Consider the following 21,468-nt stretch of genomic DNA (forward strand, 5'->3'; position numbering starts at 1 on the left):
GTTCGGTCCCAGATGCCGTTTCAGCCGAGTAACGGCCGCGGCTGCTCCAACCCCACCCGGAAGTTCGCGCGGGGCGAGGCCGGGTCAACCGGGCCGCCGGGCATCTCCATCGGCCGACCAGTGGCGGGATCCAAGGCCAGCGCCCACACCTCGTCGCCAGGCCCGTCCGCAGGAGCCACGAAGTCGCGCTGTATCTCCCGACGGGCCGGGTCGCGGAACTCCACCCACACGGTCCCGTTCGCGCGCTGCCGCAATCGCAGCCACACCGCGTGACCGAGACCATCAGCGCTCGGGATGAACACCACCATCCCCGCGCCGACACGTCCGGACACCCGCAACCGCGCCACCGCCTCAGCCATTCCGGACAGCCGATCAGCCCGCCCACCGAGCTGCTCCTCCGCGTCGCGAACCCACGTCCCCGTCAACGGATCAGCCGGGCCCACCTCGATATCCGTACGCCCGAACTCATCCCGCACATCCGCCAACAACCACGGCCAGCACTGATTGTCCAACCCCGCCCACGGCACATCATCGAATCGAACGACGACGCCATCATCGATGTCGCCGGGTTCGGCGCTTCGCGGTCGCCGAACGTGCACCGGATCGTCGGAACCGGGTTCGGGCTGTGGCCGGCGTGCCGATTGGAGAGAGGATTCGGACTCCGGACCGTGCTGCTGCACGGTGTCAGGCGATGCGGTGTCCCTCCTGTGACCCGGGTCCGCGAGGTCCGTCACACCGGTTTCCGAGACGCTCTGCGCGATGTGGTGCATGTCGGTGACGACAGCATCGGGATTTGCGAGAACGAACTCTTCGACTTTCCGCGGCTCGTCGGCGTACAGGATGGACCGCGCACCGAATGCCTTCGCAGCAGCATTGTCCGATTGCGAGTCCCCGATCATGACGAACAGCCCCGGTTCCGGGAAGCTGCGGTGGAGGCCGACGACGAGGCGCCCCATACGCAACTGGGTGGCCATCTCGAGCGCAGCGACATTCGATCCGACTCGGCCGAGCACACCACCGGTGGCCAAGTCCTGCAGGCCGTGTATGGCCAGGTAGTCGGAAATCGCCCACTTCGAGCTCTTACCGACTATCACCACCGGAATCCGCTCGAGCTTCAACTCTTCGAGCAACTTCACGCAGCCAGGAGTTGGCTCATCAGCTGAGCGCGCGGCGATTTTCTCCAACTCGGTCAGTTTTTTCTCGACTCTGCGGGCAAGCTCAGGGCTGACCGTGGCGGCGAATCTCAGAACAACCAGGCAATCGGAGGTTTCGGCAACATCCGGCGGGATCTCGAGACCCTCGCGCGTCAGAATCTCGCGGAGCAGACCGCAGACCTCCGCCGCCCTCGGGTGCGTGAACAAGGTTGCGACCGGGCCGTCGAAGTCCAACAGCACATAGCCTGTGGCGTCCAGAACGGCACGGAGGTCCTCGGCAGTGCCCGGCTCGATGGCGACGGCCTCGGTATGTGCTAGCCGCTTGCCCTCGGCAGGCGCGCGTTCGGTGGTGGTTGGCGGGTCGGAACTGGGTTCGGGCGTCGACTGGTGTGCCGATGGCGGTGCAGAGGAATCGGGCTCCGGACCCTGCTGTGGCACGGTGTCCGCCGATGTGGTTTTCCTCGCAGGCACTGGGTACACGAAGTCTGCCGCAAGGCCTGCCGCACCTCGTATCATCTTTCCCACCCAGCCGGCGAGACCGCCGAAGACAGACTGCGCGATATCCAGCAGCTTCGTCCTGGATTCCTCGGGAAGAAGGCCGGCGATACCCTCGAGGATTTCCCTTCCGGTGCCCAACAGCAGTTCAGGGGATTCCCGGAAAACAGTGCTGAGCAAGTAGCTGTCGACGACCTCCATCATGTATTCCTCGGCCGCTCGATTGCCCATCCTCGACCAGATGAAGGCACTGAGGTACCGCGCCCGCAGATAGTCGTCCCCCTGGGGTTCGAGCCCGCGGCATCCCGGGAAATGCAGCGCCGACCACAGGTCGTTCTTCAGGAAGTTGTCCCAGAACGCGTACTCCTCGTCCGTGAGTACGCGGCGCATCTTGAAGAAGTCGTCGTCCCGCAGCGGCTTGCCCGAGTCGTCCAGCAGCGGTTGGCCCGAGTCGTCCAGCAGCGGCTCGCCCGAGACGTCCAGCAGCGGCCTGCCCGAGTAGTACTGCATCCTGCCGCGCGCTATCGACAGCAGCTGCGGCAGCTCGTCGAGCGATGTGGCGCGCAGGAACTTCGTCCAGCTGGTGATCCGGTCATTGATGTCCGGGGTGCTGGATTTCGGCGGCTCGTCCTCCGGCATGGTCCGAAACTTCCAGACGGTGATCACCTCACCGTCGCGCGTCCTCCTCTCCTGTTTGACAAACAGTGAGTCCCAGCCGACCTTGCGCACGTGCACCAGCTGATCGACCGACAAGCCAGCCGTGACAATCAAGGCGAGCGTCGTATACAGGGGGGCGCGTTTGATGACCCGGCCCAGCTCGAGGAAATCTTTGTCCGTGAGCTCCACGTTGCGTAACTTCTCGGTAGCCCCCGAGAACATCGCATCGAGGAACTCGAGGATGTTTTTGTCCGCGTTCTCCTCGTTGCTCAGCTCCTCCTCGACCCCCGATAAGGCCGCATCGAACACTTCCCCCCGATTACTGCCCCAGTCAGCGCCGAACGGCTCCCCGGGCTCGGGCATCGGGAGGTCCCGCATGTACCAGTAGGCATCGGGGTTGAGTGCGAGCAACTCCTTTATGGCGGCCGCGACCGGCGCCCAGTATTCGGAGTCGCTCAGAGCTAGGCGGTCGGCGTGCGGGTTCGAGACCGTGTCGTCCTCGGGTGGCACGTCCTGCACAGGCGGCGGTGCGGAGGTCGGCTTTTTGCTGGCGGCCGCACTCTTCTGGACGCGTGATTGTCTGGCGTCGGGAGCACATCCACTGCCGCTGCCGTCTGCGTCGAGTTGCGCGAGCCTTGCGATCCGGCGTTGTCCCCGTGCCGGCTTGGGGCCGCGGTCCCAGGGTTCGCCGTCACCGTCCCAGCGGCGTTCGGGGTCGGAGACGTTCGTGATCCCGATCAGGCCTGTGGGCCTGGCAGCCTGCTGTGCTTCCGGCCACCCCCGGCCGTACCCGGGACGTGCCGCCTCGGTCACGCCGTCGGTCGGACCCGAGGGCGACGCGACGTCTCGGGGAGCGTGGGTGGAGCCGTCACCCACGTCGGCGGCGGAAGTGCGCTCCGACCGATCGGAATACGTCTGCTGGGGGGGCCAGTGCGGCGATTCCAGGGTTACGGCATCGACCCGAGTCAGGAACCTACCGTCCGGCCGATCGGTGTGATAGAACTCGAAATTCGAACCGTACATTTCGCCGACAAGTTCTCTTACCTCATTCCTGGTCACATTGAGAATGCCGTGTTTGGAGTCCACAAAGATGCCGTCCGGACCAACCCTCGAAATGACGCCCGAATGTGCCACGCCACCATTTTTTCGAAATATCACGACATCCCCCGGCACGACATCGCCCGCATCATCTACTCTATTGAATCCGTTTTCCGCCAAGATTCGATCGACAACACTCGGATTGACACATCCCGCTTCGCCATTGCGTGAGAATGTATAGCCATGACAGCTGAAATGCGGATTTATCGGCCCGATCGACTCGTAGAGATCCAGCCTGATCCCACGTTCGATATTGAATCCGAACTGTTCCTTGATACCGGCTCGACTCCGGGAGAACCGAGGAATGGGATCCGGTGCCACGGCCGCAACGTCCAACCAGGTTCTCGGCGCAATTTCTGTGCCTGCATCGGTCACATGTGCGCGCAAGGTGATGGATTCGGTGGCCCATCCGGCCGCAGCGATGCACGCCGCCGCTAGCACATCGGATTCCTGCCGGACATCATCGCTGCCGGGCCGGTCGCTCGGTGGGTCCGCCTCGACACAGGTCGCGTTCTCATCGGTCCGAACGAGCACCTCGTCGACGATGCCCGGCACCGCCGCATGGACGTTGTTCTCGTCGTCGCGGGCATCAACGGGGACAACGACCGGCGGGGGCGATTCCGGTTGTGCCGCAACGCCATCCTCGACCTCGGCGTCCGCACCATCACGGTCACGGGCGGGGACATCGGCGTCCCGGGGCGCTCTGCTTGGGACGTTGTCGGCGACGCGGTGCATATCGGTGATGAGCGCGGTCGCGCCCGCACGGGCGAGCTTCTCCGCGGAGCCAGGCTTGATGACGTATCCGAACGACGGCATACCCATGGTGTTCGCGACCACGACATCCGTGTCCGAATCCCCGATCATGACACCCGCGTGCGGGTCGGGGTTGCCGAGCAGTTCCAAGGCCACCCGCAACGGCTGCGGGTGTGGTTTCAGCCATGCCACCTCGAAGGGATCCCGACCGACGACACCCAGAATCAGCTCCTCCAGGCCGTTGTCCTCCACGAATTGCTGGATCGCCACCGTCGAGTTGTTGCTCACCAACACCACCGGAACCCCGCGGCGCCGCAACTCCACCAGGCTTTCCCGCACACCGGGGGTCAGCACGGCCGAACGCGTGGCCTCGACTTCCGCCCGCCTCAGCGCCTCTTCCACCTGGCGGCCGAGCTCGACGTCGACTTCGGCGGCGCGCCGCAACACGACAAGGAAATCCGTTGTGCCGATGACGTCGTGCGGCATCTCGATCCCGGTATCCCGCCAGACCTGCCGCAGCCGCTCGGATACCTGCGGCGCGGACAGGCCCGCGAAGAAGTCGCAGACGGGGCCGTCGACGTCCAGCAGCACGAACTGGGCGCTCGCCAGCACGGCACGCACCGTGGCGACATCGTCGATCCGCCCGGCGGCCGACCGGGTTTCCTCGGTCAGCCGCTCGGCGCGCTCGGGTTCGCCGCCGTGGTCGTTGCGCGCACCGACCATCAAACGCCGTTTGCCGACGCGGGGCGACTGTCCGGGGCCGAGCGGCTTCGCCGGACCGTCCTCGCCGAACACGATGCCTTCCACCGACAGCACGCCGGTCGGCTTGGGCCAATCGGCGTACCGCATCACCACCTTCCGGTGACCGTCGAAGTCGGCCACCCACACCTTGCCGTCCTTGCCGAGGAACAGCACGAACACATGCCCACCCGCCGCGCCGTAATCCACCACACCCAGCACCGTCCTGCCGGGTTTCACTTGTGCGGCAAGGTCATCCACCGAGTCGAAGTCCTCGGTGTCCGCGCCGTAGGCCTCGGCCAGCTCGTTCAAGTCCACACCGTTGGCGATAACCCGGTCGGCGTCGATCCGCAGCGGACGCTGCAGCGCAATCCCCTTCTCCGCCAACACATCCACCGCCGCCGGCGCACACAACCTGGGGCCGGCCCCCGCGCGATGCGCGATCATGGCCGGGAACACCACCGCATCGGGCACATCGGCTTCGGCCTGATAAACCCGCCTGGCGGACGCCGGGATCTCCAGGCCCCTGACATCGGCCGCAGCGATCACCTGCAGCGCGGTCTTCGTGCGCACTGTCGGGACGCCATGCTGCACCTGTTTCACCGACGACGGGCTCGTCTCGGCCATCACGGCCACATCGGATGGCTGTACCGCTTCGGGCTGCGCCTCCCAGAACAGCCGCAACAGCGGCGGCACCGCATGTCCCAACCCGACGGTCGCCGCGAGCAGCTGTAATGCCGTCTGCTTACTTATCCTGGTATTGCGGGCGAACACATAGCTCGCCGTGCTCCGATCCATACCGGCCTCGCGCGCCACCTCTTTCAGCGGTACCCGGTCGGGTCGGTTCTGCCAGAACTCCCACGCTTTCGCGCGCTGCTGCGGCGCATAATTCAGCTCCTGCGCCGCTTCGAGCACCCGCAACGCCGTCGCTTTGCTCGCGCGCTTGGCGCTGCAGTTGAATACGGCGCTTATCGAGGTCAGCGACACACCGGCCGCGACCGCTACCTGTTCCCGCAGCGGAGGGCCGGTCAGCGGGTGGGCTTCCAGTCCGACTGCCCCAGCCGGAAGGTGAGGTATTGATACCTGCGGTGCCGGTCGAGTCAGGGCGCCCGCCGGATCACTCGGGTTCTCCTGCCAGACGATGACATCGGTCAACACGATGCCGGTCTGGACCGCGAACCGGCCGGAAAGTGTTTCCGGCAGCGGCGGGCCGCCGTCCACGGCGTTGCGGTCGGCAGCCGGTAGCCGGGCGGTGAAGGTGCCCGCTTCCGGGTCAACAGTGACGACGACATCCAGCATCCCCAGCCAACGGCCGGTCAGCGCCAACCACGCGTTGAACACACTCTCCTTGGCGGAGAACACCACCCGGTCCCATGGGATGTCGCCCTCGACGTCGATCTCGGCCAACCAGGCCATTTCCTCCGGCCGGACAGCCCAGCCCCGCGTGTCGTCCGGCAGCGGCTCCTCGGCCTGGACGTCGATGCCGATCGACCGCACCCGCCCACGCGACGCCACCGCGGTGACGTGATAGCCGTCTGTGCCGGCGATACCTCCGACCACCCCGTCGGGCCACCGCGGCGCCTTCTTGGCCACTGCGGAATCAGCAGACACATCTGGTGGAATCTGCGCGTCCGCGAGACCCAGTTTCGCCAGTGCGCGCCGCGCGCAAGCGCGGCGGATGAGGGACTCACGCGCACGCGGGTCCGCCATCGACTTCGCGGTGGTGAACGCGCGCTCTTCTGGTAGGAGCGCGGCTTGTGTGTGGTCGCCGAGGATCTCGGCCGCGACCACCTCGGCAGGCAATCCGAGGCCGTCGATCAGCATGCCCACCGCCGCTGCCGGTTCGACTCCTGCCGCAGTGTCGACCACGATACCCGACCGCGCCCGCCGCCACCCGAACCGCGCGATCTCCGCCTTCACGCGCGCTACCGTTTCCGGATCGAACCCGCCGTCGTCCTCGCCCGCGATCCGACCGGCCATCGTCCTGCTCACCCCGGCCCCGGCGGCGATATCCGGCAGAGTCACCCGGCGAAGCGGCCCCCGGGCCAGATACCGTTGCACGAGCTCCGGTGGCAGCAGAGCCACCAATGTCAACGCGAGCTGCTGTGCCATCCCATTGACCTGCACCGGATCTCCGCCGATGGCGTCGACGATCTCGTTCGCGGACAAGCCCTGCTGCAGGTACAGGTCGGCATAGACCTGCTCCTTCGGCGACAGCCGCGATCGGTGCAACGTCACGATATCCGAGCGGGACTGAATCGCCTCGACCAACAACAGGGCCTGGGCTTCGGTCATCATCACGCCGGTGGACAGCCAGACCGCCAACCGGTTCACCAGGCTCTTGCGCATCGTGTAAACCCGCCCCGGGGCGACATCGAGCCGTTGCGCCACCTGGTCTGCGGTCAGCATGTCCACGAACAGCAGCCTGGCTATGTCCTGATGTTCCGGCGGCAGCAGCCGGATTCCGGCCTTCCGATCCGCGAGATCCGCGCCCTCGACGATGCGGGATGCCCGGTGCCACCTCGGGTCCACGGCGAATTCCGCCCCTCGCACCGATGGAACGGGCGACCGCCCTGGCGGACCGTCGACAACTATGTCCGGCCGCTCCGGCCGCCAGCCGAACGCAGCGGCGACGGCCTGAATCCTCTCCGCCATTTCCGAGCCGGTGGCTCCCCGGTCGAGCACTTCCCAGGCGTATTGCTTTCCCACGCCGGCGACAGTCGCCACATCCGCCACCGCGTGCGCCATGCGATACAGCGGAGTGCCGAGGCTTCGTGGCCAACGGCCAAGCGCTCGGGCGCTTTCCGACGGGGAGAGCCCTTCCCCCAGATACCGGTCGAAGTACTGCTGCTGGATCGGGGTCAACGTGGACCGGCAGGGGTCCAGCTCCGCGGAATCGTATTTCGCGATCGCCTCGACCAGTATCAACGCGGCGCCATCGGACATACCTCCGCACAGGTATTTCACCAACTCCGTCGGCAGCGACTTGATCAACCGTTGAGCGATTCGAACGAGGTCATTTCGGATAACCCTGCGATCGACACCCGTCATGTCGGATATCCAACGTGCGCTCTGCCCTCGCACGAAATGCTGCTCGTAACGAAATCGGGCCTGTTCGGTGAGGACAGACAGATGCGGTGCCAGCACATCCGGGTCGAGACTCAGGATCTTCCGCAATAACTCCGGCGCCTGACTGTCGGTCAGCAACACACCACCGGACGACAATGCGTCCAACGACTCGGCGATCAGACTCTGTTGGTCGGAGACCGTCCTTCGGCTGCGATCGAGCAATCTTGCCACGGTCGGAATGGGTAATTCATCCACGAACAGCAGCCAGGCGGCGGCGCGATCATACTCGAACAGTTTCGGGATCAAGGATTTCAGATCCGAGGGGCTCATCTCGCGGACTCGTCGCACCGCCCACGTGCTCCCCGCACTCGGCTCCTGCCTCGCGCGCACGGCCGGGACAAGTGCGTCCGACGAGCCCCCCTCCACGACCACACCGGCGCGCAAACCCCGTATTTGATTTCGGTAGCCCAGCCGGAGCGCGGCAGCTTCTACTCGTCGTCCGGTGCTGGATACCGGTCCTTCGTCGGAAAACAAGTGGGTGACCCAGTAACTGCTCACACCGGCTTCCGCGGCCACATCCTCCCTCGTGCTCCGACGAAGCGAGCCACCACCGGTATATCGCTGGACCAGGTCTGGCTGAAGAATCGGTTCGACAAGAGCAGTAATACGTTCCAGTGCCCGCTCGACAATGACCCGTGAGACCTCGCGTGCGATCGCGGTCACCGTCTTGGCGTCATCGAAGTATTGCCTGAAGATTTCCCGGTCGTCGTCGGATAGGTCCGACAGGCACGCCGTCACCAGGTCCGGCTCGTGGGCATAGACGGCCTCGACCAACAGCAACGACGGGCTGTCGCCCTGCGTGCGTGGCCGGGTCAGCTTCCGCCGTTGCCGTTCCAGCATGTCGTGGTCGGCAAGCCCCCTGGCCAACTTGCGGATCAGGATGTGCAGCTGGTCCAGAACCGTCTGTTCCGGGTCGCCCATCTCCACCGCTATCTCGGCCACCGACTGTCCGAGGAACCACCGGAGGAACCATTCCCTCCGCACCAAGTGCAGCCCCTCGACAAAGTGCCGTACCTCGGCCAGCTGCTTGCGCCGCAGCGCCCGGATCACGGCCATCTCCGCGGTGACAGACGGGAAAGCCTCCGCCCACTCACCTCCGGTCATGAGCACCGCCGCCAACGCCTCACCGTCGGTCAACGCGGCAGCAAGCGTTCCCCCTTGTAATTGCTCCCGCACCAGTGCCGCACGCAGCTCTTCCCGGGCGCGGTTGACCAGTTCTTCGATCTCGCCCACGGGCGATCCGAGCATCGACGCCAGTTCTCCCGACGTGTACTCTTCGATGTCGATCAGCCGCAGCACCACTCGCGACTGCTCCGGCAGGCTGCCCATCGCCCGGTCGACAATCGAGTCGGCCGTATCGGACTCCTCCGACACTGCGGGCGCGTCGGGCATCGGATTCTGGTCGAGGCCGAGAACGTCCAAGAAATTGGTGTCTTCGATGAGCTGCTGCCGCGCGGTATGACGACGAAGCTTTCCGCCGATTGCCTTGATGGTTCCGGTCAAATAGGTTCTGAAATGCGCTATGTCGTCACCGCTGACCAACTTCTCGTACAGAATTACGAAGCTTTCAGCGACGATGTCTTCGACGTCGCTCTCGTTGCGGACTTCGCGACGGGCGATCCGACGGGCGTAATCAACGTAGTGATTGTGCAACGTCGTGAACGCGGAACTATCGCCCGCCCGAAATGCATCAAGCAGTTCGGCGTCACGCACGTCCTGTTCGCTGCGCTGGTCGTCGTCTGCCACTTGGTCCGTCGAATCGGAACCGGCCTGCTGCGACGCCGCGTCGGCCCGTTTCTTCCCGCTCCCCAGACCGCCGCCTTCGATGCCATCCACGCCTGCGGCATGCGTTGTCGCGCCGTCGATCACCGCCCGCGGCGTGCGACCGAACCTGCCGAACGGATTCGCTGCAACCGGATACGCCTCGAGCCCACGCGCCCAGTTCCGGCCGAACGTTTCGGACACTGCATCGTCTGGCATACCAGGTAACGGTGCCGGGGGCCGGCTCGACAATCCTCCGGCATGTCCGCTGTTGCGCGGTGGAGCGCTCGGCGGTGGTGCTACGTCGCCGCCGTTTTCATCGGCTGGGGGAGGTAATTCGGCAGACAACCGATCATCCGGCGTGTCGGACGTCTGCGGCTGCTCATCCGTTTCGCCGTGAACCACTCTCGCCCGCACCGCCTCGCCCGCATGGCATGCGAACAGGTCTAGATGCCGTATGACCTGGTCGCACCAGACACCGCGTCCGAGCTGCACCAACTCCGGTCGCAACGCGAACACTGTCTGTGCGCACGAATACACATCCGACCACTCCAGTGCACGAGCCAACTCCGCTACGCGCGTTTCCACCGCGCGCTCGGAAACATCCAGGCCGGCCGCGATAGTGGCGAGCGACATAGGCGGATCCGCCAGAAACCAGCGCCGGATGAACGCCCGCTGGCCGACTGAAAGTTCGGCGAACAGATCCTCGACCGCCCTCCGCGCACGGACCTGCGCGGGCCTGCTGTCGGCCGGCCGCCCCTGCCAGTCCGCCCACTGCACCAACGGTTGCCGCGGATGCCGTTTCGGGCGCACGTAACCGGCAGAGCCCAATGTTCCGTCCACCGGAGCACCGCGGCTGTCCACCCCCTGCGTCAGCAGGGTCTCGCCGCTCCCGGGCGTGGCAGTGGGCCCATCGGCGATACCCAGCGGCACCGATCCCGCCGGGTCGGGCGCCGCGCCGATGAGGCTGGTCGGCCTGGCACCATCGTCCACACCGAGATCGTCGGTGTCCTGCGGAGTTCCCACGGCGTCGTAGTGGACCGCCCAGCTGCCGGCGACCTCCGCAGGCGGAGACCAATCCTGATAACGACACAACTCGTTGGTCGCCGGGTCCCACACCATCACGGTGCCCTTGTCGTTGTACATCACATAGGCATGCGCACCCACCCCATCGCTGCGCTGAGCAACACCCTGATACTCGTCCACCACAAGACTGACCGCGCCATTGCGGGCCTTCCCCAGGCGCTCCGCGATAGCCGCGTGCGTCTCGACCCGCAAACGACCACCAGCATGGCTCTCCAAGTCCCGCCAATGCATCCCCGCCATACCACTCGCCCTGGCAGCGGCAAGATCGATCACGGCGCTTCCGGTCAGCCCCCGCACCTTCTCGAGTGAACGGAACGCACAGTCCAGCGGCCCGCCCTGCTCGATGTGTGCGACACCGCCGGGCGTGGCCACATCCGGCAGCCGGTAGCCGCTGTCGTTGCGCTGATCCGCATCTTCAGGTGCCCGCTCGTTCTTCCCCGCCCCCTCGTTCGCCCGCGCCCGCGGCACACGTGCCGCATCCGGCGGCACCGGATGCGGCGACTTCGCTACCGCCCCATCGTTGCCGCCTCCCTGGTCGGGAGCAGGACCGCTATCTCCCCAGCTTGCGATCCGGCCGTCGACAGCTTCCGCCACTACGGCGGCTTCTTCAACGTTCTCCGGCGGGATTGTCTCGAGCCGGGACAGCGTGTTGCGTCGGAGGTCGCGGAGGGCTTCCACCCATTCCTGTTCGGTGAACGTCGTGTCCAGGCCCTGGAGTTCGCGGAACCGAACCAGGCTGGGCCACAGGTTTTCCGGGATCTCGACATCGAGTTCCGGGTCCGGGTGACCGATCGCGTCCACGATGGTGTGGATGCTGTCGAGCACGTTTCGGACATGCACGAAGTCGCGGTAGGTCGCCAGGTTCGGACCGCCGACCGACTCGGGGACACCGCCGCCGAGAGACACGTCCAAGCTCGCCCAGTCCAGCGCCGGGTCGCCCCACTGCCAGCGGTGACCAGTGACCCCGCTGACCCTGCCGTTCGCGAGCAGGAAGTTGTCAGCCGTGAGCTTGCCATGCAGCATCTCGAACGGGCGTGGTTGCAGCGCATTCGCCTTGGCCAACACCGGCGCGAACGGATCGTCGAGCACCCCGAACAGCGCGAGCACTTCCCGGCAGGCGGTCGTCTGCCGGATGTCGAGGCGCGCGGCGAACACCCGCGTCGCGTGCTCGATCTGATACCTGAGGAACTCCGCTGAATTCCCGTCCTCCGGGTATCCGTCGGGCAACGCGGACAGCAAGTGCGCCATCGACTCCGGCACGAGCGACCGTAACCGGTCACGGAAACCCACCGCCGAGATGAGTATCTCGTCTTCGGCCTCGGCCAGGTCTTCCCGGACCGGTGGGTAACCGGGCAGGCGTCTCCGTACCAGCAGCAACGGCGAGGTATGCTCGCCGCCGGGCTGCCCCTCCACGACCTGCAGCAGCGGCGGCACCAGGTCCTCATCGCTCAGCGCCCCCAACACCGCGGTATCGTCCCCGTGCCAGGGCATCGGCAGCATGCTCTCGACCCGGTCCGCGTTGTCCCCGGACAACCAGAAGCCGTCACCGACCGGGACACCCCAACGATCGACGCCGGAAACCCCGCCGAGGCTGGTGTCGGCCGCGTCGAACAGCATCGCGGTTTCCTCATCGGTCAGCTGCGGCCCTCGCACCCGCGTGCCCAGACGCTGATAGCGGTCTGCGGGCCACCGAGCCAACTGGGCCACCTCCGGGGGCGGCCCAACGATGGTCTTGTCGGCGCTGACCTTGCCGAAATACCGCATGCGCACCACGAAACTGAACGAGTTCGTGGCCCATCCCTCGTGGGCGTCGTCCAGGAACGCGGCGTTCGCCTCGCCCAACCAGTCGCGCACCTCGGCGGGCAGTCGCTGTGGGTCGAACAGTTCCCGACCTGTGCTCAACACGGTGATCCGCACTATCCGGTTCCACCACGGTTGGGCGGTCGAATCCATCGTGACCTGTACCTTGCCCGCGGGGGTGTCGCGCAAGGCGTGTGCGACCGCCTGCTGTGCGGTCGCGGCCGCGGCCGAGCATTTCCCTCTCGGCCAGTTCGCCATGAAGTGCCTGACGAACTTGTTCACTGCGTTCTCGGCGACCCGCTTCGTGCTGTCGGCGTAGACATTGCCCTCCTCGCGCACGCCCAGCGTGCGGAACACCGGCCTGGTCTCGCTCGAATTGACGGCCCGTCTCTCGACCGACCGATGGCCCGCGCTCGCGAGCACCTGCGCGCTGCCCCGCACCGGCTGTCCCCACCACCCACGCGCGGCGGCGAAGGCAGCCATATAGGTGGTGTCGCGCTCGGGGTCGGGATCCCGGGCCAGGTCGTGGATCGTCCGTTGAATGTCCAGGATCCCTTTGAGGATCTCCCAGTTCGGGCCCAACAGGGATCGCGGGACGTAGCCGCCCGCCACGCCGCGGTGGTCGAGGATCGTCCAGAAGAAGCTCTCCGGGCCGATCAGCATTCCGCCCACGTCCAGCATGGTCGACACCCGACCCTGGTGAACCATGATGTTCTGCGGGATGGGATCGCCGTGGATGAACCGCAGCGGCTCTTCGACGAGATCGTCCAGCCGCGCCAGGATCGGCGCGAACGGCTCTTCGGGGATCCCGCACGCCTTGAACTTCTTGTGCATTCCCGCGTCCTTGAATTCGCCGAAGACGCGCATCTGCTCGCGGACCAGGTACTCGACGAATTCCCGTGTCGTCCTGGGATAGTCGTCGGGCAGCAGGTCCAGCATCGGCTCGATAGGCACCTGGTTCAACTGCTGCTGCCAGGTCCGCAGGTCCTCGATGATCGGCTTGCGCAGCCGCCAGAACTCGGCGAGGCTCGGTTCATGCCCCCGCGCACGGCGGTAGACCACCGCCGGGTTCTGTGGGGTCGCCACCCAGCCGCCCGGCAGCCGCCCGGTGAACACGCATAATGGCTCGGGGATCATCCCCACCCCGTGCCGCTTCAGGTATTCCAGCAGCTTGTGTTCCTGGGGGAACGCCTTCGGATCGACCCCCACCACCCCGAGCTTCGCCAACCGCAGTACCAGGTCCCCGGCGAAGTACACGTGGTTCTCGAAACCCTCCACATGCTCGTTGCGCCGGAATGCTTCCTTGACCACCAGGAAACCTTCGGCCTTGGTCATCCTCCGGCCGGTCTTCCCGCCGAGTGGCCGGTATTCGGATCCGAGCCTCAGCCCCGGCACCGGGACGAAGGCGCTGACGTCGCCGCCGTCGGGCGGGTCGTCCGGACGGTGACCGACCCACTCCGGGAAGTCCACACCCGGTTCGCCTTCCGGCCCGACCTCCACGTCCACCGGACGCGCCGGCAGCCCATCGGCACCGAACACGATGCCCGCGAAACCCACCGCGCCCTTAGGCGGAACCCAATCCGCGAACGCCACGTCCCGTTCCTCATCCCCGACCCCCTCGTGCACCCGCACCACACCCGTCTCCGGGTCCTGGTAGACCACGAACAGATGCCCACCCGCATCACCCCCGAAATTCACCGCACCGAACACCACCTGGCCCGATGCGGCCAGCTCGGCCATCTCCCCAACCGACCCGAATCCCTCCCAATTCCCCTTCGCCGCAAGCGCAACCGCAATACCGGACATTCCCCGGGCGCGAATGTCTACATCACCTGACGACGGGACATCCACCTCCAGACCCAACACCTCCCGACCGAACCGGAATGCCACCGGACCACAGTTCGGGGGAACGCGTAGCGGGTCGGCGGATGCCGACGGCTGCGGCGCGATCCCACCGGCCGCAGGCGGCGTTTCCGGCTCGGCGCCGTCGCCGGGATCGGACGCCACCGGTATGGGTTTGGCGGCGCCTGGATGCGACAGTTCCGAGTCGCCGAGATACGCCGGTGCGCCAGGCCGCGCATAGTCGGCATCACCGTCGGACGCGGGAGCCGGCAGCGCCTGCCCATCGGCGAGATGCGGTCGTGCGACTCCCTGCCGTTCCGCCGACCGGAAACGCTCGATCTCCGCGACGTCCAAGATCGGCATGTCGTACAGCGCGCGGTACAACGCGTATTGCGGGGACCGCCAATCGGAATCCGGATTGCCTCGGATATAGACGGCCGCCTCGGCCAGCGCTTCGCCGTTGTCGAGCGTACGAACCCGAAACGGGATTCGGACCGGGCGCCGGAGGCTGTAGGTGGACAGGTTCCACAGCCATCGCCACTTGCGCACCGCGATCTCGCCGGACGAGGTCAACGCGGTGAAAGCGGCGTCGATATGCCGGTCGACCCGCGCACGCGCCGGTGTATCGGGCCCTCCGACACCCGCGTGGTCTGTTCCGTGACCGAGAATCTCGTGGAGGAACAGGTCGACCCACGCATCGCCGGTGCCGGCGGAAAACCATCGCTTGTGAACTCGCTTGGCCCACTTCGCGGCGAATTCATCCGGGTGAGTAGCGCAACGAAGATCGATCGTCAGAGCATGTCCGCCGGATATTTCGGCGAACCTCCCCTCCAACGGCGCGAACCGTATCGTGGAAAGACGCAGTTGCGGCGCCATTTTCAGCACGTAGTCGATCGCACGCACGATATCTTCGGCGGTCTGCTGCGAGATGTCGTCTCGCAACAGGCCTTGGACCTCGACGTAATCGGAGTCCTCCGGGCCACCGGCACCATGAACGGCGGTCAGTTCCTTGATGGTCCGACGCTTCGCGGAAAGCGCGGGGGAATCGTCGGGCCTGGCGACCTCCGGCCCCGGGCTCGTCAATTTGTTCATACCACGTCGCAGCGGCCGGAGTTCGACCAAACGGTCGATGAACCGGTCCGTCTCACGGCTGTGCCTGTCCCGAGCCTCACGCTGCCGCCGCTTTACCTCTTCCTCCAGCTTTTCGACCCTGGACCGCACCTCCGCCGGATTCAGCGCATCACCGGCCTGCTCTTGTCCTTCCGACACCAACCGCAGCAGCGTGATGTCGCGGCGGATAGCCGCAACTTCGGTGCGGAAGGACGCCTCATAGGCATCCAGCTCCGGCTGGGCCTCGTCCATATCCGGCCCATCGACGGTGTTCCCAGACGGATCCGAATGCTCATCCGGGCGAGCGCCGATGTCGGTGCCTTCGAAATCGACGCCGGCGACGGACTCCGGTTCCCGGCCGTCGAGGAACGGGCGGGCGGCGGTGCCGTCGGAAGCGCCGCCCGCGATGTCGCCGACCCGCGGCAGCCCGGGCGGGTCAGGATCGGACGCACGCTTCGCACGCCCACCGAACAAGCCGCGGATCGGGCCTGCCGGGGCGGAACGGGCGATGACGTCGCCGCGGTCGCGGCCTTCGACGAAGGGGGTTTTCGGCTTTCCGTTGTGGTCCAGGACGATCCCGAACACCCGGCCCACGCCGATGCCTGCGCGTTCGGCCAGCCACTTCCGCGCACCATCCGGGCCGTGCCAGCGCAGTTCCTGGCCGTCGATTTTCTCGTAGATCTCCACGTGTCCGTCGGCGCCCATTGCCACACCGAAGGCGTGCGCGCCCGCCGGGCCGAAGTCCATCGCCCCGGCCACCGCGCCGTCGGTCTCGCGGACCAGTTCCACGACCTCGCGCAGGCCGGCCTCCCCGAGCTTGAAGCCGCCTTCTTTCCATTCCCCGCCGATCGCCCGCGCGAGCGTTTCCTCACCGACGCCGAACAGGTCGATCAGCGGGTGCTCGTCCAGTCCTGGGCCGCGCAGGGCACCGACCCGCTCCTGGAAGTCACCGATGAAACCGGCCATCCCGGGGGCACAGTTGAACGGTCCGTCTCGGACCACATCCGGCCGCACGAAACCAGCCTTGCCGGTGATCTCGTCCACGACCGGCGCGGCGGCGGACTGGGCGAGTACCTCGGCGAGGGCACGGTGGATTTCGTCGTCCAGGCGGGTTGCGTCCGCCTCGAGGTCATCGACCCGGTCGAATCGGTCCAGCAGCATGCGCAGTTCCCGGAACCGAACCACCAGTTCGGCCGTCTGTTCCTGTCCGGCAAGCTGATCCAGGGCCTCCGGGTTCGCCTGCACGGGGTCGCCGACCAGTGGGCGCAGTGCTTCCGCAGCCTGGGCCAGCAGCTCGACCAGGCGAGTTTTCGTTGCTGCGCCCAACGGTGGTTCCGTCGCCACCACGTCGTAGCGGCGCATGAGGTCCACCAGGGGCTGCGGTGGAGCGTCGGACCACGGCGACAGGTTGTCGTACTCGGTGTAGCAAACCAGCAGTTCCCGGCTCAGGCCGTTGACCCGCCGGACTTCCGCGACCAGCCGACGGTAGAACTCGCCGTAGCCGGCGGGATCGTGCTCGGCCCAGGCGTGGGCGCGGTGCAGCGCGTCTTCCAGCGCGTCGATCCACGCGGTCCGGGCACTGCGACGTCGGAGCTCTTCCACGGCCGTGAACGCGGCGTGCATGTCGGACACTCGGCGTTCGGTCTCGGCCAGCGGGATGGACTTGGCGTCGGGGTGGGTCTCACGTAGGTCGGCCAGCACCTGGCGCAGCGTGGCCTCGTCGGCCAGTTCCGCGGCCCGACGGGGCGGGTCGAGCAGCCCGGCCGATTCCGCGCGCGCGGCGGCGAATCGGTCGAACCACTCGGTCTGGGTGTCCGATCCGAAGCTCAGCAGTTCCTCGACATTCACCCGCCATTCTTCCGCCCAGGTATCGAGCTGGGTGCGGTGCAGCCGGGACCGCACTTCGTCCTCCAGGCGCAACCACACCAGATTCACCCCGAGGTCGGCGTCGGTGCGCTGCACACCGAGCCGAGCAAGCACGTCGATCCCTGCGTCCTCCAGGACGTGTTCGGCAGTCAGTACCGCGTCGGCCCTGGCGATGAGCGCGGCCGCGGCGAGATTGCCGTTGTCGTGCAACGCGAGGTCGATCTTTTCGCGATACCGCCTCGCCTTGGCATACACCTGCCATTCCTCGACCAGGCCGGCGATATCGCGGGCCAGCCGCCGCGGATCGGTACCTTGCCACACCACCGTCACCGTCCGCGGATCCCTGCCCTGTTCCAGGTCCTCCTGACGGTCGGCGACGATGTTCTGCAACTCCGCGTTCAACGCCGCCGCGTCTGGTTCACCGGCCAGGACATGCACCCGGATCTGCCGGGCGACGCCGGTGAAGAAATTGTCGAGGTCGCCGACCGCCACCATCGGGGTACCCGCACCGTCGGCGTATTCCACGTCGAGTGCGCGGACTTCGACACTGCCCCCGTCGCCCGGAAGTCGGTGGGCCGCGCGCGCGGTGCGATTCAACGCCGCCACAGTGGCATCCAAGTGCTCGATCCGGCGCTGCTGATGCGGCGACGGGTCTTCGACAGACCGCAATTCGGCGATATCCGCTGCCAGCAACCGCACGGCCGTCTGGTGCGCACCGACCGAGCCGTCGGTCGCCGAGCGCAGCACATCCCACTTCGGCTCGGCCTCCACCGTGTCGACCTCGCCGGAGAGCTGCCCACCAGCGAGCGCCGCAAGAACCAGGTCGCCACCGTAGCCCGCGCCCCACATCGTGATCTGCGCACGATGCCCGGACGATTCGCGCCGCGCCGCGTTCGACTGGAGGATCGACTGGGCCAGCCGCTCGCCGCCTGCTCGGTCCCGGGCCTCGAGAACGTCAGCCCAGTGACCCTCCGGGCGGGTGGTGTCGTCGTAGCGCAGCACCGCGACCACCGCCACCGTCCGGGTCGGATCCTCTTGCTGCTGCCTGGTCGATTCGGTGTCATAGAAGTCGGCGGCCGTGGCCATCGTCTCGGTCAGCCTGTGCTCGCTGTGCGCCGTGTCGGCGGCGAACCAGACGACCCGGTCCGCGGTCTCCGGGACGCCGTAGGCCACGGTCATGCTCCCCTGCCCGATGCCGTTCCCGTTCGCATCCGGCTCATGGTCGTAGGAGCGCAGGGTTACCGACGGCGCCGAGTCCATCTGGGTGGCGTAGTGATCGGCCGAAGCTTTCTCCCACCGAACCCGCTCCAGCCAACGCAGCCGGGCCCGGTCGGCCCGCGGAAGGGATCGCCGTTCGCCCCGATCGGCGAACTCCGCCAACTCCCGCAGCAACCGTGCCTGCGGCTGGGGATCCGGCGGCTCCGGATCCGGTTCGCCTTCGAGTGCCGAACCGGTGTCCTCGTCCCCACCTCGACCCGGCCGGTCGCCGATCCGACGTCCCACCGGGCCACGGCCCGGCGTCGGCCTGCCGCCGTTGAGCCGGCGGTCCGGTTGGCCGTTCTCCCGGAGGATGACGCCGTGGATCGTGCCTGCCTCCGCCTGCTCGGCCTCCGCCAACCAGCGAGTGACCTGCGTGCCGCGCAGCAAGCCGCCTGCGGCGTTGTCGTACACCACGACCTTGCCGACTTCGTCCCGCAGTTCCAGTTCCGGGTGGCGGTCGGCGTACTCCTGGGTCACCCGGAACACCGCGAACGCATGCGCGCCCTTCTCGCCGAATTCCATCACCCCGGCGATACCGCCACCGTGATTCTCGACGTGATCGATCACCTTTTCCAGCCCGGACCGTCCGCGCCCGAACGGTTGTTCGGCCCAGTCCCCGTCGAAAACCATCGCGAACTCGTCGCCGCTCATGCCCCGTTCCGCGAGCACGGCATTGATCGCCACTTCCTCGATCCAGTCACCCGCGGGCCCCAGGAAGTCCTTCATCTGCCGCTGCACCAGCGCCCCGCACACCTGATTCCGGGTCCGCAGGTGCTCGGGCAGCCGTGGCAGAGTCGTCCCGTCGGAGGTGCCGAACGGAGTATCCGATGTGCTGCGGTCCTGCGCGTCTGCAATCGACGAAACCCGCTGTTGCGTATCAGCGTCTTCGGCCAATGTGCCGACGCCGCGCTGTGCCTCCTCGTCCTCTGCATCGGGACGGTCTGCCTCGAGGTAGTCCGAAGCCCCTGTCGCAGACGCGCTGTCGGCGGCCGTTTCCGAAGTGCCCGCTTGCAGGGCATTCGGCTCAGTCTGGGCGTGGTCGGTGGCACTCTGCCGCGCAGACGCTCGCGGCACGGATGTGCCGACGGGGGTTGCACCCGCCACGGTCGAGGTTTGCGGTCCTATAGGGTGCGTCCGCTCAGGTACAGGTCCGGTCAGTTCGATCCGCTCGGCCGGCCTGTGCGCGGCCGTCCGCGAGTCTTGGTTGGGTGAGGCCTGATTGCCGAATGCCTGCTCGCCGATGACGATCAGTCGTTGCCGGGTTTCCTCATCGCACAGGGCTCCGTGGACGCCGTTCCAGTAGGCGGCGGCCAGGCTGAGACCGAGCTGTGCAGCCAGAGCGTATTCCTTGGTGGGATCAGTGTCCATCAGCGCGGGGTCGTCGGTGCTGATCGTGCAGCGCACCCCGGCATCCAGGAAATATGGCAGTGGATGGTCTTCGAGGGTTTTCACCGCGCCGGTCAGCAGGTTGGAGGTGATAGCAAGATCGAGCACGATTCCTTGCTCGATGAGCCTCGCCACTATCGCCTCGTCGATCGGCGTCTGGCGACGGCCCGCAATCTTCAAACTCACGCCATGTCGGATCCGAGCCGGTTTCCACCGAAGAAGCGCCGCGGAGATGGCCGCGGAATCTCCGACCTCGCCCAGATGGGGAACAATTCCCAAGCCGTATTCTTCTCTGGCGATAGTGAATGCTCGATCATATCGCGTGAAATTATCGCGACTCAGCATTTCGTTGCCGCCGATACTCAAACCGACTACGTAACGGTGGCGGTAGCCGCCTGCCCAGCGAACACATTCCTCGGCTTGCTCCGCCGTCACTCCCCACACCAAACTGGGAGTCATTCGAATGATCACACCATGTTGCGCCTCCGCCTCTACGATCCCGGCGTAGATACCCTCGAACATCTCGTCGTAAAAGACACCGTCCAGGGTTCGCCCGATCGGGGAGAAATCGATCTCCGCATACACCACGCCGTGCGCCTTCATCGTGGCGGCATATTCGACGACAATCTGCCGGAAATCCTCGTCGGTACGGAGCACGCCGGTGACAAGACGCCACATTTGGAGGAAGCTGGGAAAGTCCGTGAACCGATGCAATGCGGCCCACGTCTCGACGCTGTCGATCAGCACATCATTGTGGCGCAGCTCGATGCCGTTGCGGCGAGCGATTTCCCACGAGACCTCCGGCGCAACCGTGCCCTCGATATGTTCGTGCGGCATGATCTTCGGCGCCTCACGAAGTGGGACCACTGTCGATCCACCGGCATCGGCCGGACGCATCACACCTGGGGCGTTCTCGCCGAAGACCGGCTCGTCGCTCGCCGAGAAGACCGGCCCCGCACGGCGATCCTGCGGTGGATCCGACTCGTCATCAGCATCTTCCGGAACCGGGCCCGGCCGCTGTGGATCCCCACCGGAAGCCTTGTCGTCCTGACGGGCACCGACCCAATCCGGAATGCTCACACCCGGGTCGATCCGCGGGCCGGTCTCCGGATCCACCGCGTCCAGCGGCCGCTTGCCTTCGCCGAACACGATCCCGGCGAAACCCACCGCACCGACGGGCGGGGTCCATTCCGCGAACGTGACATCACGCTCCTCGTCGCCGAGCCCCTCGTGCACCCGCACCACACCGGTGTCCGGGTCCTTGTAGACCACGAACAGGTGCCCACCCCGACCGCCACCGAAGTTGGCCGCGCCGAACACCGTGTGCCCGTTT

At 66.5% G+C, this 21,468-nt stretch carries 1 protein-coding gene; it reads right to left on the reverse strand.

What is annotated here, in order from left to right; genetic code table 11:
* Positions 1–20 precede the first annotated feature (20 nt).
* Positions 21–21,455, reverse strand: coding sequence for a sigma-70 family RNA polymerase sigma factor (locus AB4Z47_RS16335; protein ID WP_441951656.1), 21,435 nt, complete (start codon positions 21,453–21,455; stop codon positions 21–23).
* Positions 21,456–21,468 lie beyond the last annotated feature (13 nt).

It is taken from the genome of Nocardia sp. 2TAF39 (genome assembly GCF_052114905.1).
In the GTDB taxonomy this organism is placed as follows: Bacteria; Actinomycetota; Actinomycetes; order Mycobacteriales; family Mycobacteriaceae; genus Nocardia.